We start from the raw sequence: 15,320 nt of genomic DNA, 5'->3' as shown, positions 1-15,320 counted from the left end.
CTTGTCGTGTGGCAGCGGAGATTCCGGTGGAAGAACCGTCGTGCGCGGTCGGTGTCGGCAGCAGCGCCCCACGCACCTGGGGAGAGGCAGCTACGTATCCCCGATTCCGGGATGTGCGTTGCCGCGCACCACGTTTCCGCCATCGGTGACGGTGGCGTGCTCAGCGCGCGGGCGCGGTCGGCAAGAGACGGCCCGCCGTCGTGCGTGTCGTGGGTGCAGTTCTTCGCGTCCGAGGCCGTCGGTGTCGGCAGCAGCCGCACCGAGTCGGTCAGCGTCACGCAGCCAGACGGGATCGGGCGGCCCGGCTTGGTCACGGTCTGGATCGCCGCCGAGCGTGAGTCCGCCGCCGTCGGGGTCGGCAGTAGCTGCGGCGGCCTGATGACGGACTCGACCGCGTCGTTGAGGTTGACCTGGTGTCCGCCCGCGCGCCGCCGTGCTGGATCGACGGGGCCGCGGGGTTCGCCGTCACGGGCCTGCGGGGTGGGCATCATCCGCATCCCATCCCGGGGTGGGGATGGCACACAGGAACACGCGTTCGCGGCGGTGGGCGGCGCCGATGTCGGCGGCACGTACGCAACGCCAGACCGCGTCATACCCCGCTTCGGCCAACCCGCCGAGTACGCGGTCGAGGCCGCCGCCCCGCCATCGGAGGGCGGCGACGTTCTCCACGACGACGATGCGCGGTCGTAGTACGCGAATGGCGTCCAGGATGTTGGTCCACAGTCCACTGCGAGCGCCTTTCTCGATACCCGCGCGCCGACCGGCCGCGGAAATGTCCTGACAGGGAAAGCCCGCGGTGAGCACCTCGACCGGTGCGACCGTGGCGAAGTCGACCGCGCGCAGATCGCCCAGGTTCGGCACGCCGGGCAAGCGCGCGGCGAGAACGCGCGCGGCGTGCGGGTCGACTTCGCTGTACCAGGCGATCCGGCCGCCGAGCACGGCGGCGACGCCGAGGTCGAGGCCGCCCGCCCCGGTGCACAGCGACCCGATCACCGGGCCCTCGGTCGCGACGAACCGCAGATCGTCGTGCGTCCCCGCGCCGGGTGCGGGGATGGCGGGATCGGCTGCGTTCATCGCCGCACCGCCTTGCGCTGCGCAGGACGGTTCCGGTGCGCGCGTACGCGCGTGTCCGTGCAATGCGGCGAGGGTCGCGCCCCGCCCGGCTGGGACCGGCCCGGGCCGGGTGCGCAGCGTCGCGGCGTGTCTGGCCGGGTGTGGTCGTGGCGTGGCGGGCTGTTCAGGGTTCGCTGGAGTCGGTGGTGCCAGGCCAGGGCGTAGGGCAGGCAGTTGGCCTCACTTTGGTGGGTCGGCGTGCAGCCCGGTTGGTACCGGCCGCTGAAACTCCACGCCGCCGAGTCGCTGGACTGGATCACCTCGCCGTAGCGGGCCAGCCCGATGGTCTTGACGCCGAAGCAGTGCAGCCGCAGGCCCCGTGCGTGCAGGGACCGCACGATGCGCTCGACCTGTCCGCTGTGCTGGCGTCGGCACACCGAGCCGACACCGACCAGCGGGAGCGCGGCCAGGTCGACTCCGTGGCGTTCGTAGGAGTCCGCGCAGCGCAGATAGTCCGCCACCTGGTCGCCTTGGACGATCGGGATGATCGGCAGGTCCGGTGCCAGTTCGCGCAGCTGGAGGTAGTTGCGCACGGTGCGCTGCAGGTGGGTGCGCAGGCTCAGCCCGGTGCGGGCCCGCACGTGGGCCTCGACCATCCAGTCCTGCGGCGCGGCCCAGGCCAGCTGGCCGATCTCGGCGGCGTAGCGGCCTACCGCGGTGGCGTAGGTGCGGGCATCGGTGCGCCAGCGGCCGTGCAGGGACAGCTCGGTGAAGCCTCCGGAGTCCAAGGCCCATTCCCCCGACGCGCGCGGCAGGGTGCGGCGGCCGGCCAGGCGGCGGTGCGAAACCAGCAGCGGCACACCGAGGTCACGGGCGAGCCACGCGGGCTGGTGGGTGCCCAGGTAGAACTTCACGACGGCACCTCCCGCCGCTTCGACCACACCGCCACCACCGCGAGTACCAGCGCGGTGGTCAGGGCTTTGCCCGTGAGCTGTCCCGGCAGCAGCGCCAGGGACCCGAAGGCCCACGGCACGAACACCAGGGTGTCCGCGACCGCTCCGGCGAGGTTCGATCCCGCGAGCGCGGCCAGCGTCCCGTGCGGGCGCCACCGGCGATACAGCCACGAGTCGGCGGCCTCGGAGAGGGCGAACGCGACCGCGCTGGCCACCGCGATACGCGGTGCGGCCACCGCCGCCGAGAGCACGGTCCCGGCGGCGATCGCCGCGGGCACACCGCGCACGCTGAACGTCTCGTGCAGGACATCGCGGAGGGTGAAGGCCAGCCCGGCCAGGCAGGCGCCCGCGGGGATGGCCAGTCCGCCGAGCGTGAGCACGTGGTGCGTGCTGGCCCAGTTCGTCCCGGCCACCACCGCCAGGTAGCCCCCGGCCGCGCCCCATCCTGTCGCGAGAGCGGCCCCGCTGGCGCACGACCGGCCTCGCAGGCGCCCCGCCTGGGCAGGCACCGGGCTCGCTGTTTGGGATGACGCGGTCACGGTCGCTCACCGCCCGGCCGCTCCGGCGCTGGCGGCTCCGGAGCCGCCGGCTCGGGTGTTGGGCAGCGGTGCAGCGCAGCAGCGCGGCGGGCTGCTGCGGGCCACCGGAAGCGGGCTGTCCAGCCGCAGTCGCGGCACCGTGTGCGGGCGCTCATGACCGGCCGCCGGTCGCGGGCGTGGCAGGGGTGAGCGGGCGGCGCAGCACGATGACGTCTTCGTGCGCGATCAGATGCAGCGGCAGGCCCTGCTCGCGTTGTTTGCGGATGAAGTCGCGCTGGAAGAACGAGCCGCGGGCGACGAGGTCGGTGTCGGCGACGCGGGCCAGCAAAGCGACGCACCGCTCCACCGGCACCAGGCCGGCCGCCTGGCCGCAGGCGATGATCTGCGAGGGCAGATCAATGAGCTCGGAGTGCTCGCGCCAGGGCCGGACGGTGATCGCGATGTGCCCGCCGGGGCGCAGCACGGCCGCGCAGCCGGTCAGGATGCGGGTGAAGCCGGACAGCAGCCGGTGGTGGCCGACGTTGGCGAGGTTGCCGCGGTCCAGAGTGGAGCCGTAGCGGTGGTGGTACTTGTGGACCTTGCCGTCGTCGGAGTCGGTGGTGGCGGTGACGACCTGCCCGTGGGTGGAGGGCCCATACGGCGGGGAGGTGACGATCAGTGCGGCTTGTCCCCGGTACTTCTCGGGCAGCAGGAACGGCAGCTGCCGGGCGTCGCCGTGGACGATCTCGCCGTCGTGGTCGTGGCCGCGTCGCCGCGCCAGGTCGAGGTTGGCTTGGGTGACCGCGATCCAGTGCCATTCGTACTCGACGCCGACCGCGCGGCGCCCGGCGTCGATCGCCTCGACCAGGGTGGTGCCCGATCCGGCCATCGGGTCGAAGACGAGGTCGCCGGGGCGGGTGTAGTGGCGGATGGCGTGCGCGGCCACGGCCGGGAGCATCTTGGCCGGGTGCGCGGTCGAGGCAGGCACGTAGCGGCCTTTGCGCTGGGCGGCCGGGGAGGTCTGCGCGGTCGCCCACACCGACAACGGCAACTCGCCGGCATCGGTCACACCGGGTGCGGTGGCGGGCCCGGCCGGGTCGTGTCCGTCCCGGGTGCTCGGCGGCGCGGTGCCGGTGTCGAGGGCGTCGATGAGCGTCCGCGAGATCGGCACTGTCGGGTCCTCGGGCCTGTGTGCGGCCGGGCGGGACGCGCTCATGTCGGTCGAGGCTGGGAGGTGCTGTTCGGACATGGGCGTGCTGCCTTTCGCAGGTGCGGAAACGGCCGGGGAAGGCCCGCTCGGGCGGAGCGGGGGCGCCGTCACTGGGCACCTCCAGTGCTGGGCGCGTCGCGGTGCCCGGCGGTCACCGGACCGGCCCCGGGCAGCGGCGCGCTGGGGTCGGACGGTTGCGCGAACGCGAGGACATCGCCGTGTGCGCGCAGGTGCGGCGCGGGCAGTCCGCGCGTCGTCGCGCGGTGCTGGGCGCGGTCGTACTCAGCGGCCACCGCTGTGTTCGGCGCGGCCCGCAGGCGCCCTTTCTCCACGGGGGTGTGCAGGGTGACGATGTGCTGCAGGTAGAGCAGGTCGGCGTGCTGGGCGGCGGCCACGATCGCACCGGTCGGGTCGGCCAGCCGCCCTCGGGTCGCGTCGCTGTGTGTGTACACGGCGAGGATTCCGCCGTGGCGCAGGCGGGCCGCTGCCAGGAGCGCGAGCCGATCCAGCGGCGCCGCCGTGGCGGCGTGGGCGGGCAGGGACACGAGCACCAGATCCGCCCGCGCGCCGCGCTCGGACTCCGGCGCTTTCGCGCGGCCGAGGACACCGGTGTGCGCCGGTGCCGAGGGCGCTGCGGCGAGGACCGCGGATGGGTCGCTCGTGTCGGTGACGAGGTCGGCCCAGAACGGCCGTGACGATGTGGCGGCGCCGTCGGCGCGGGTGTCGACGGTGAGCGTGTCGGCGGTGCGATCGAGCGCGCGCACCGCCGCCCGCGCGGCAGCCACCGGCGCCTCGCCGGTCGTCGTGGCCCCGTCGGCGCCCCGGGTAGGGACGGTGGTCGGCGCGGGGTCGATGTCGATCAGAACGACGTGAGCGCCGGGGTCGGTGAACGCCGCCGTGATGGACTCCACGATCGGCACCGGCCACGCCGCGTGGGCGTCGATCGGCTCGGGCCCGCACGTCCACACAGTCGCCGGAGTCGGCGCGCTCGGTGAGGTCGTCGAGCGCCGGCGCGACGGTGCTGTCGTGCTGTCGGGGCGCGAGGTCGCTGCGGTGCCGCGGGCACCCGCCGCGGCGGTGCGAGTGCGGGCTCCCGGGTAGGGAGCGCGGTCGCCGCCGCGGCGGGCGCGCGGCGGGCGAGTCGAGTCCGCCCGGCGGCCGGGACGGCCAGCCGGGGATTGCGGGCGTTGGGACATCGGGACCTCCGAGCACGAGTTGCCGGCACGTGTCCGGCGTGTGGCGCTGTCACCCCCTAACTCCGCAAAAAACGTCACTTTTGGACATGTGGTATCGAAAATTTTCAAACTAGTTTCAGGGACGTGCTCCGATAGTCGCCAGATAAACCAGACGCGCCGGTTCTTTTGATTTCGCCTCGATTTACCGCCGCGCCCCCTGGCGGACCGAGCGAGCGTCGAGAGCTTGAGGCGCCTTCGCGCACGCAGTGCGGCAGCCGCGTTCGCCGTGCAGCTCACAGCCATATTCTCCGACCACGGGCCGGGCGATCAACCGTCGGCTCTCGCACCGGAGCCACGTCGAGCATCTCGCACTTCTCCGTACGCGCGAGGCGCTTGTGAGGCGGTTTTGAGGCGTCCATGAAGCGGTTTTGATGCGGTTTTGAGGCGCCGGTCATGGCTTTCTGCAGACTGCTCTGATTCCGCCTTTTCGGGAGTGGTCGATATGGATTCATCGTTACCGAAGGTCGAGCCCGAACCGGGTTCGTTCTCTGTCGGTCGCGGCCGTGGTCGGGCCGGGTATGGCGGGGTGTTCGATGCCGCCGCCGTCAGCTTCGAGTGGCTGGTGACCGGCCCGCGTCCGGTCTGTGTGGACGGTGCTGAGATCGCGGGCCTGCCCGCCCGGCCGGTGCCGCTGGACGAGCTGGGTGGGTTGCTGCTGGCCGAGGACTGCACGCAAGCCGTGCGGGACGCGGTGTGGGCCTATCTGATCACCCGGGCGCGGGCCGAGCGCGGCACCTGGACGGTGGCGTGTGTCGGGCTGGCGCTGCCGGTGCTGCTGTCGGTCGCGGCGGCGTTGACACACCGGTTCCGTGGCGACAAGCACGACATCCACGCCGAAGTCCTGACCGGGTTCCTGCAGTGGCTGGGCGAGGTCGATCTGGGCCAGCCGGCGATCCTGGCGCGGCTTCGGTGGGCAGCTTTCCGCTGTGGCTATCTCGCGTTGCGAGAAGCTCTCGACGGCCCGCTGCTGACCGAGGAGCTGGACGAGATTGCGGCGAAAACCGCGCGTTTCCGGTCGGCACCGCCGCAGCGGCTGGGCGGGCATCCCGAGGTCCTGCTGATGGCCGCCGCCCGTGACGGGGTTATCACCACCGAGGAAGCCGCGCTGATCGTGGACACCCGTTTCGGCGAGGTGCCGATCGACGCCGCCGCGGCGCCCCTCGGCCGCGGGGAGTGGGCGATCCGCAAGGTCCGCAGCCGCGCCGAACACCGCCTCATCGACGACCTGACCGCACGCCAGGACACCCCCGCGGTGACGTTGTTCCGCGCCCGCCAGGCACGGCGACTCGCCGTCACCGGGCTCCGTGGTGTCCCGGGCATCCTTGAGGTGCCCGCGACGCGCTCGCGTGCGCGCTCGGGCACCGCCACGCGCGCACCCCGCCCGCCTGCGGCCCCTCGTTCCCGCGCCTTCCGCATCGGTTCCGGCGCGCTCGCAGGGACCAGCCGGGAGGCCGGCTCATGCGACTGACACCACGCCAACCCGTCCGCCATCGGCCACGCCGCGCCGCCTCCCGCCGCCCGGCAACCCCGGCCACCACCGCGCGCCCCGGCGGGGCGCCTCCACCGGCGGTGCCCGCCCCGCGCACGGCAACCCGCTGCGCCGGTGGTGCCGCCACGCGGGTCCGGCCCCGGCACCGTGTGCACTGCCGCCGGCTCGTGCTGCTGGTCGGGTGGCTGCTCGCCGCCGGTGTGGTGCTGACGTCCTCGGCCGCGCGCGCGGACACCATCCAGATCGTCGCGCTCGCCCAGACCATCGACGAGGTCCTGTCCAACATCCGCAACTGGATCATGGGCATCCTCGCCGGGGTCGCCGTCGTGTTCCTCACCATCGGCGGGCTGCGCTACCTCATGGCCTCCGGTGACCCCGGCGAGATCGAGAAAGCCAAGGGCGCGTTCAAGGCCGCCGGCATCGGCTTCGGGCTCGCCGCGCTCGCCCCGCTCGTGGTCGAGATCCTCAAGGGCATCGTGGGCGGGGTGTGAGCCATGACCGCACAGCGCTACACACCCGCACCCCGGCCACGACACCCAGTCCGGCGCCGACCGGCGACGCCGACCGTGCGCCCCGCCCGAGCCGGCGGGTCCGGCCTCGCCGCCGACGCAAAGACTGGCTCCGGATGCGGAGAGCGGGCCGTGACCGGTCCGCCGACCGGCCCCGCTCAGCCCCGTCGCGCACGCGGCGGCCAGGGACGCTGGCTGGCTCCGCGGCGGTGGGCACGAGCGCTCGCGGTGCTGGTACCGATGCTGGCGGTCCTCGCCGGAATCACACTGACCGCCTCGGCCACGGGCGACCCGGCGCCCGTGGCAGCGGCGGCGCCGCTGGCGCAACCGCCGGTGCTGCCAGTACCGCCGGTCGACGATCCCTCGTGCCCGCCCGGCTCGGTCGTGCCCGGCTGCCTGCCACCCGTCTCAGCGTCGCCCTCACCCCCGCCGTCGCCGTTGCCACCGATCACCGAGGTTCCGGCGCCGGACCCGTCGCAGTGCTTCCCCGGCTCGGTGCTGCCCGGCTGCCCGCCACCCGGCGGACCGCCGCCGCCACCGGCATGCGAGGGGCCGAACTGCATCCCGCAACCCGTGCCTCCTGGCGGGCCGCTGCCGGGTACTGCGCCAGTGCCGGGCAGCGGCGGAGGCGACGAGTCCGAGTGCGGGATTCTCGATCCGATCGCCTGTGTCACCGACGGGATCGAGGCGTTCTTCCGTGGTCTGGTGTCCGAGGCGCTCAACCCGCTGCTGGAGTTGCTCGGCACCACGCTGCTGACCACCCCGGAACCGCAGTCGCTGCCCGCGGTCGGGCAGTTGTGGACCGAGTCGTGGCAGCTGATGGTGGCCGTCTACGCGATCCTGATCGCGATCGCCGGGATCGTGCTCATGGGCTACGAGACCCTGCAGAGCCGCTACAGCGTCAAGGAACTCGCGCCCCGGATCGTGGTCGGATTCCTGGCCGGGACGCTGTCGCAGTTCGTCGCGGTCACCGGGATCCGCCTCGCCAACGCCCTCGCCGCCGCGGTGATGGGCGACGGGCTTGATCCGGCGACCGCGGGCAAAGCCATGACCGAGATGTTCACCGGCTCGATCGGCGGCGGCGAGGGCTGGCTGTTCCTCATCGCCATGGCGCTCGTGGTGATGATCCTGGTCCTGCTCGTCACCTACGTGGTGCGGATCTTCCTGACCATCGCGCTGATCGCCGCCGCGCCGCTCGCGCTGATGTGGCACGCACTCCCGCACACCGAGGGCGTCGCCACCGCGTGGTGGAAAGGGTTCGGCGGGCTCCTGCTGATTCAGGTCGGGCAGTCGCTGACCCTGGTCGTCGCGCTGCGCGTGTTCTTCACCCCCGGCGGGATCTCGCTGTTCGGGCCGACCCCGTCGGGGCTGGTCTACCTGCTGCTGTGCCTGGCCCTGCTCTGGATCTTGATCAAGATCCCGGCCTGGTGCCTGTCCCCGCTGCGCAGCGGCGGGCGCCGGTCGCTGCTGGGCTCGGTGGTACGCGGCATCCTCGCCTACAAGACCATGGGCCTGCTCGGCAGCGCCGGTGCCCTGGCCGGCGGCAAACGCGGCGGCACCCGCCGCAGTCCCCGCTCGAGTAGCCAGGACCCCTCGGCGGATCCGCCGTCGACTCGCACGGGCCAGTTCATGATGCCGATGCGGGTTCGTCGCACACGCCCTGGGCCGCGCCGTTCTCCGCGCCTGGGCGAGCTGCCAGGCAGCGGCACCGGGGCAGGACACAAGCCCGGGCCGGGGCAGCTGTCGCTGTTCACCGCCAGCGGATCCGGCGACGAGCAGACAGTCTCGCCGAACCCGCGCGCGCTCCCTCTCGACCCGCTACCGGGTGCGCTGCCGCGTGATCAGCTCGGGTTGCCGATCACCACCCGCCGGGATCCGAACCGGGTCGGGCGCCGCTCGCTGGCCGACGACCTCGCCGCACGCGGCGCCGGGATGCCACCGCCCGTGCCACAGTCCGGGCTGCTCACCTCGGACGGGCGGATCAACCGCAACGCCCGGCCGCCCGCGCACCTGCCCCGCGCGCTGATCGCCCCAGGCGCGGGCATGCTGCCGATCCACCTGCGCCCCGCACCACCGCGCACGCCTCGGCGGACGCTGGCCGACGACCTCACCGGCCCCGCACCGGCCAGCCCCCGGCAGACCGGGCCAGGGCTGCTCACCCCATCCGGCCAGATCAACCGCGCGGCCCGCGCCGCCCGCCGCCGGGCGCGGGATGCCTACACCGGCAACCGGGCGCTGGCCTCCGGGCAGTACCCGCTGCCGCTCGGAGTCCGCCGCCAGCCCAAGCCCCCACCTGCCAGTGGCGCAAGCGCGTCACCGCCGCCGAAGCGCCGCGCCGGAACGCAACTCGCCCTGCCCCTGGACCTGCCCGCCCGCCGGGCCCCGAAGACGAAGTGAGGACCGACCCGCCATGACTTCTCCCGTGCGCGTGCCCGCCGATGTCGACCGCCCGGACCGGGTCCTCGGGCCCCTGACCGCCCGGCAACTGGCGATCCTCGGCATCGCCGGGCTCCTGCTCTACGGCCTGTACTCGGCAACCCGCGCGTTCGTGCCACTGCCGGTGTTCCTCCTCGTCGCCATGCCGGTCGGGATCACCGTCACCGTGCTGGCCCTCGGGCAGCGAGACGGGCTGCCCCTGGACCGGCTCGCGCTCGCCGCCGTGCGCCAGCACCTCTCGCCGCGGCACCGGGTCGCCGCGCCCGAAGGCGTGCGCGCCGCCCCGGCCTGGCTGACCGCCCAGCACGCCGACCACCAGACGCGACATCGCCGCGGACGGCACCCGGCAGCGGGGGCCGAGCCGGTGTCGCCGTCACCGTTGGAACTGCCCGCCACCGGTGTGGCCGATACCGGCGCGCAGGCCGGGGTGATCGATCTCGGCGCCGACGGGCTCGCAGTGATCGCGGTGTGTAGCACGGTGAACTTCAGCCTGCGCACGCCCGGGGAGCAGGAGGCGCTCGTCGCGTCCTTCGCGCGCTACCTGCATTCCCTGACCGCGCCGGTGCAGATCCTGGTGCGGGCCGAACGCCTCGACCTCGCACCGCAGATCGCCGAGCTGCGGGCGCGGGCTGGCGGGCTGCCCCACCCCGCGCTGGAGGCCGCCGCGCGGGACCACGCGGACTACCTCGCCGAGCTCACCGCGCACGCGGATCTGCTGCGCCGGCAGGTGCTGTTGGTCCTGCGCGAGCCGTTGCGCACCGGGCCAGCTCCCACTGCTGTGGCGGGCGTGCTGCCGTGGCGACGCCGCCGCGACGGCGAGCCGGTGGTGGATGACCGGGTGCGTCAGGCGGCCGAACAGCGGCTGGTGCGCCGTCTCGGTGAAGCCATCGAACTGCTCACCCCCGCCGGGATCGTGGCCTCCCCGCTCGACGCCGCCGCCGCAACCGGCGTATTGGCGGCGGCGTGCAACCCCGACACCTTCTTGCCGCCCTCGGCGGCGCTGGCCGGGGCGGACGAGGTCGTCACCTCCACCGCCACCTTCACCGACCTCTACGGCACCGACGACCCCACCGAGGCCGACGTCGCGACGGCATCGCGTCCGGTCCGCACATCGGCTCGCAGGCCCGCGCCGCCACGCCCTGGACCGTCGCGCTCCGACCGCTCGCAGGCCGCCGGGCCGTGGCTGCCCGAGGACGAGGACTGGGACTACGACGACGAGATCGAAAGCAGGTAGAACCCCGATGACACACACCAGAAACCGCCGTGCGGCCACCCGGTCCGGGTCGGCGGGCGCGTTCACCCCGGACGCTCTGTCGGTGACCGCGCGGCACCTGGAGGTCGGCAACGAGTTCGTCGCCTCGTTCGGCGTGACCGGCTATCCGCAGGAGGTCTACCCCGGCTGGCTCGCACCGCTGCTGACCTACCCCGCCCGCTTGGACGTCTCGGTCCATGTCCAGCCCGTCGACCCGGCCACCGCCGCCAGTGGCCTGCGCAAGCAACGCGCCAAACTCGAATCGTCCCGCAGGCACAACGCCCGCCACGACCGGCTCGACGACCCCGAGGTCGATGCCGCCGCCGAGGACGCCGCCGACCTCTCGCGGCGCATCGCCCGCGGCGACGGGAAACTCTTCAAATTCGGCCTGTACCTGACAGTGCACGCCCCCGACGAGACGTCCCTCGCCGAGGAAGTCTCGGCACTGCGGTCGCTGTGCGCGTCGCTGCTGCTCGATGCCAAACCGGCGACATACCGGGCGTTGCAGGGCTGGGTGAGCACCCTGCCGCTCGGACTGGACCAACTGGGGTTGACCAGGACGTTCGACACCGCGGCAGTGTCGGCGGCGTATCCGTTCACCTCGCCGGATCTGCCCCCGACCGACCCAACCACCTCGGCCCCCGCCGGCGTGCTCTACGGCTACAACATCGGCTCGTCCGGGCTGGTGCACTGGGACCGGTTCGCCTGCGACAACTACAACTCCGTTGTCCTCGGCCGTAGCGGCTCGGGCAAGTCCTACTTCGTCAAACTCGAGACCCTGCGCAGCCTCTACCGCAGTCTCGGCGACGACCGCGACAGCGACGGCGGGTGGGCCGGCGACGGGGTGCAGGCGTTCGTCGTCGACCCCGAAAACGAGTACGCCCGCCTGGCCTCCCAAGTCGGCGGCACCTACGTCCACCTCGGCGCGAACGGCGTGCGGCTCAACCCGTTCGACCTGCCCGTGTACACCGACCCGCGCGGCCGCCGCACCGCACCACAGGACGCCCTGCGGCGGCGCAGCCTGTTCCTGCACACCGTCCTGGCCGTGCTCGTCGGCGGCGAAATCACCGCCGCCGAACGCGCGGTGCTCGACACCGCGATCACCGCCACCTACCACCGCGCCGGGATCACCGACGACACCCGCACCTGGACGCGTCCCGCGCCGCTGCTGCGCGACCTGCGCGACGTGCTCGCCGCCACCGGCGACGGCGGTGACGCGGTGGCCGCGGACCTGGCCGCGAGGTTGCATCCGTTCGTCGACGGGTCGTTCGCCGACCTGTTCGACGGGCCCACCACCGCCACCCCGGACGGGCACCTCGTGGTGTTCTCCCTGCGCGATCTGCCCGACGAGCTGCGCGCGATCGGCACCCTGCTGGTGCTCGACGCGGTCTGGCGCCGCGTCTCCAACCCCGCCTACCGCCGTCCCCGGCTGGTCGTGGTCGACGAAGCCTGGCTGCTGATGCAGCAACCCGAAGGCGCGAAATTCCTCTTCCGCATGGCCAAAGCCGCCCGCAAACACTGGTGCGGGCTCACCGTGGCCACCCAGGACACTGCCGACGTGCTCAGCACCGACCTGGGCAAAGCCATCGTGTCCAACGCCGCCACCCAAGTGTTGCTACGCCAGGCCCCGCAAGCCATCGACGAGATCGCCGAGACCTTCGACCTCTCCGCCGGCGAGCGGCAATTCCTCCTCTCGGCCGACCGTGGCCAGGGACTTCTCAGCTCCGGGACTCAGCGGGTGGCGTTCCAGTCACTGGCCTCCGTCACGGAGAACTTCCTGGTCACCACGGACCCCGCCGAACTGGCCCGGTTCGCCGACGAGGAGCCCGACGCCACCGACAGCGGCCTCGCCGACGCCTACCTCGACCTCGGGCCCGCCGACACCGCCGCGCTGGGCGCCGACGCGGAACTCGACGGTGACGGGTTCGACGACGCCGGGCAGGTCGACCTCGATCCCGCGTGACCGGACCCCGGCTCCACTCTCGAATTTTCCTTACTTCGCAACAAGTCTTCCCGGAAGGGAGTGCCTCTATGTCGCCGCGCGCCGCAGCGTCACCGGTGTTGCAGAACTGGGTGGGTGACTACCTACGCGACCCCGGGGGCACCACCGCCACCCTGCTCGCCGCCGTGGCCGACCGGGCCCTCGCATGGGGACCGGTCCTCGTCCCGGCCCTGGCCATGACGATGGCGGGCGGCATCGCCGCGCGTCGCTGGTGGCGGGCTCGTCGCCACGCCGCGCTGCAGGTCGATGCTCGCCGGATCACCGTGCTCGCCCCGCCCACCGTGGATCCCACTGGTGGAGCCGCGGTCTGGTCCAACCTCGTCGGACTCCTGCGCCCCGCCTGGCGACGTCTCTGGACCGGGCAACCTCACCTGGCGATGGAGTACGTGTTCGGCGAGCACGGCGTCACCGTCCAGTTGTGGGTCCCCGGCGTCATCCCGCCCTCGCTGGTGGAACGCGCGGTCGAAGCCGCCTGGCCCGGCTCCCACACCCGCACCACCCCGGCCACATCCCCGTTCCCAGACCTGGGAGCCGGGCGCCGGCGGATCACCGTCGGCGGGCAACTGCGCCTCGCCCGCTCCGAAGCCTTGCCCATCCGCACCAGCTTCGACGCCGACCCGATCCGCGGGCTACTCGGCGCACCGGTCGGTCTCGGCCGGGACGAACGCGCCTGCGTGCAGATCCTCGCCCGCCCCGTCACCGGCCGCCGCGTCGCCCAAGCCCGCCGCGCCGCCCGCCGCGTGCACCACGGCGCCTCCAGGCGCCTGGGCGGCCGGCTCCTCGACGCGATCACCCCCGGGGCGAACGCCACCCGCCCGGGACGGACCCCCGACTCGCGGCGGATCAGCCAGGACCCGCAGCTGTCGCTGGAATACTCCGCCCAGAACAAGGCCATCGTGGGCAAACAACGCGGTAGCCAGTACGAGACCATCGTGCGCTACGCCGTCGCCAGCGATCTCCCCGCTGAGGCCGACGACGAACTGGCGCGTCAGGCCCGCGACACCGCGCGCGGGCGGGCACACGCCTTGGCCGCCGCGTTCGCCGCATATACCGACCACAACCATTACACCCGCACCCGCCTGCGCCAGCCCGCCCACGCGCTCGCCGAGCGGCGCCTCGACCGCGGAGACCTGCTCTCGGTCCCGGAGCTGGCGGCGATCGCGCACCTGCCCACCGACGCCGAGATCCCCGGCGTCGAACGCGCCGGCGCCAAAGCAGTCGCCCCGCCGCCCGGAATCGCCACCCCAGGGCCGGAAGTCAAACCGCTGGGCCAGTCCGATACCGGGCACGCCCGCCCCGTCGGGCTGCGCGTCGCGGACGCGCGCCACCACCTGCACGTGCTGGGCGCCACCGGCTCGGGCAAATCCACGTTGCTGGGCAACATGATCCTCGACGACGCCGAGCACCATCGCGGGCTTGTCCTGATCGACCCGAAAGGCGATCTGGTCACCGACGTCCTCAACCGGCTCCCCCGCAGCGCCGCGGAGCGGGTGGTGCTCTTCGACGCCGACTCCCTGCACCGCCCACCCGTCCTCAACCCCCTGGAGGGCGGGGAAACCGACCGCGAGGTCGACAACCTCGTCTCGGTGTTCCGGCGGGTGTATTCGGCGTTCTGGGGGCCGCGCACCGACGACCTCATGCGCGCCGCCTGCCTGACCCTGCGCGCGCAGGAAAGCGTGCCCACGCTGGCCGACCTGCCGAAGTTGTTGTCCAGCGAGGCGTTCCGGTCCCGCATCACCGCCGGGCTGACCGACCCGGTGCTGACCGGGTTCTGGGAGTGGTACGACGAACTCACCGACAGCTCCCGCTCCCAGGTGATCTCACCACTGATGAACAAACTGCGCGCGTTCCTGTTGCGGCCCTTCGTGAAAGAAGCCATCGCCAGAGGACGCTCCACTGTGGACATGTCCCAGGTGCTCGACGAAGGCGGGATCTGCCTGGTTCGCATCCCCAAGGGCTCCCTCGGAGAGGAGACAACGCGTCTGGTCGGGTCCTTAGTCGTGGCCCGCACGTGGCAGGCCACCACCGCCCGCGCCCGCGTTCCGCAACGCCTGCGCCCCGACGCCAGCCTCATCGTCGACGAGTGCCACAACTTCCTGAATTTGCCCTACCCGCTGGAGGACATGCTCGCCGAAGCCCGCGGATTCCGCGTCTCGATGACACTGGCGCACCAGCACCTCGGACAGCTCACGCGCGAACTGAAGGAAGGCATCTCCACCAACGCGCGTTCGAAGATCTTCTTCTCCGCCAGCCCGGAAGACGCCCGCGAACTCGCCCGCCACACCGCGCCCCGGCTCTCCGACCACGACCTGTCCCACCTCGGCGTCTACCACACCGCCACCCGGCTGGTCGTGCGCGGCGAGGAAACCGAGCCGTTCACCATGACCACCACCCCGCTGCCCGACCCGATCCCCGGACGGGCACGCGAAATCCGCTCGATGCTGCGGGCCCGGCACCGCGCGCACAGCTCAGCCACTGGCGACGGCGGCACGGTAACTCCCTCCGGTCCCCCTGCCACCACCACGGCCACGGCACGCCCCGGCCCGGCCGGGCGCCGGGTTCCGCCGACCCGGCCGCCCAAGACCGACCCACGCCGCACCCGCCCCTGAGCGCCACGCTGCGCCGCACCACAACGAAGCCGCCGAAAACCACTGGTGCCGAAC

At 73.0% G+C, this 15,320-nt stretch carries 12 protein-coding genes; 7 read left to right on the top strand and 5 right to left on the bottom strand.

Features of this window, described 5'->3' with window-relative positions; translation table 11 throughout:
- Positions 1-465 precede the first annotated feature (465 nt).
- The 5 genes from YIM_RS07765 to YIM_RS07740 all read right to left on the bottom strand — a co-directional run bounded on the left by YIM_RS07765 (position 466) and on the right by YIM_RS07740 (position 4,645).
- Positions 466-1,074, bottom strand: coding sequence for a DNA cytosine methyltransferase (locus tag YIM_RS07765; protein ID WP_153029684.1), 609 nt, complete (start codon positions 1,072-1,074; stop codon positions 466-468).
- Positions 1,071-1,967 (bottom strand): hypothetical protein, encoded by an 897-nt coding sequence (locus tag YIM_RS07760; protein WP_228004610.1) that lies wholly within the window; start codon positions 1,965-1,967, stop codon positions 1,071-1,073. The genes YIM_RS07765 and YIM_RS07760 overlap by 4 nt, the downstream gene beginning before the upstream one ends.
- Positions 1,964-2,545, bottom strand: coding sequence for a VUT family protein (locus YIM_RS07755; protein WP_153029683.1), 582 nt, complete (start codon positions 2,543-2,545; stop codon positions 1,964-1,966). The genes YIM_RS07760 and YIM_RS07755 overlap by 4 nt, the downstream gene beginning before the upstream one ends.
- A 151-nt stretch (positions 2,546-2,696) precedes the next feature.
- A complete protein-coding gene (locus YIM_RS07745; protein WP_194240073.1) occupies positions 2,697-3,773 on the bottom strand; it encodes a TRM11 family methyltransferase in 1,077 nt (358 codons plus the stop codon).
- Positions 3,774-3,841: 68 nt separating this feature from the next.
- Entirely contained in the window at positions 3,842-4,645 is an 804-nt protein-coding gene (locus tag YIM_RS07740) for a hypothetical protein (RefSeq protein ID WP_153029680.1), read from the bottom strand.
- Between YIM_RS07740 and YIM_RS07735 the strand changes: the two genes are divergently transcribed.
- The 7 genes from YIM_RS07735 to YIM_RS07705 all read left to right on the top strand — a co-directional run bounded on the left by YIM_RS07735 (position 4,635) and on the right by YIM_RS07705 (position 15,266).
- Entirely contained in the window at positions 4,635-4,835 is a 201-nt protein-coding gene (locus YIM_RS07735; RefSeq protein ID WP_153029679.1) for a hypothetical protein, read from the top strand. The genes YIM_RS07740 and YIM_RS07735 overlap by 11 nt on opposite strands.
- Before the next feature lie 660 nt (positions 4,836-5,495).
- On the top strand, positions 5,496-6,437 hold the full coding sequence (locus YIM_RS07730; RefSeq protein ID WP_153029678.1) for a sigma-70 family RNA polymerase sigma factor: 942 nt from the start codon (positions 5,496-5,498) through the stop codon (positions 6,435-6,437).
- Positions 6,428-6,949 (top strand): pilin, encoded by a 522-nt coding sequence (locus YIM_RS49965; protein ID WP_370468965.1) that lies wholly within the window; start codon positions 6,428-6,430, stop codon positions 6,947-6,949. The genes YIM_RS07730 and YIM_RS49965 overlap by 10 nt, the downstream gene beginning before the upstream one ends.
- A 150-nt stretch (positions 6,950-7,099) precedes the next feature.
- Complete coding sequence (locus tag YIM_RS07720) at positions 7,100-9,364, top strand: hypothetical protein (RefSeq protein WP_228004609.1); 2,265 nt, start codon at positions 7,100-7,102, stop codon at positions 9,362-9,364.
- A gap of 13 nt (positions 9,365-9,377) precedes the next feature.
- Positions 9,378-10,637 carry a PrgI family protein gene (locus YIM_RS07715; RefSeq protein WP_153029677.1) on the top strand — a complete coding sequence of 420 codons (1,260 nt, stop codon included), beginning with the start codon at positions 9,378-9,380 and terminating at the stop codon, positions 10,635-10,637.
- A 7-nt stretch (positions 10,638-10,644) separates the two neighbouring features.
- On the top strand, positions 10,645-12,618 hold the full coding sequence (locus YIM_RS07710; RefSeq protein WP_153029676.1) for a VirB4 family type IV secretion system protein: 1,974 nt from the start codon (positions 10,645-10,647) through the stop codon (positions 12,616-12,618).
- Positions 12,619-12,686: 68 nt separating this feature from the next.
- Positions 12,687-15,266, top strand: coding sequence for a helicase HerA domain-containing protein (locus YIM_RS07705; protein WP_153029675.1), 2,580 nt, complete (start codon positions 12,687-12,689; stop codon positions 15,264-15,266).
- The last annotated feature ends 54 nt before the right edge of the window (positions 15,267-15,320 follow it).

This window comes from Amycolatopsis sp. YIM 10 (assembly GCF_009429145.1).
Classification (GTDB): Bacteria; Actinomycetota; Actinomycetes; order Mycobacteriales; family Pseudonocardiaceae; genus Amycolatopsis.
The sequence above is the reverse complement of the archived record's forward strand: the minus strand, read 5'-3'. Positions and strand labels throughout refer to the sequence as shown.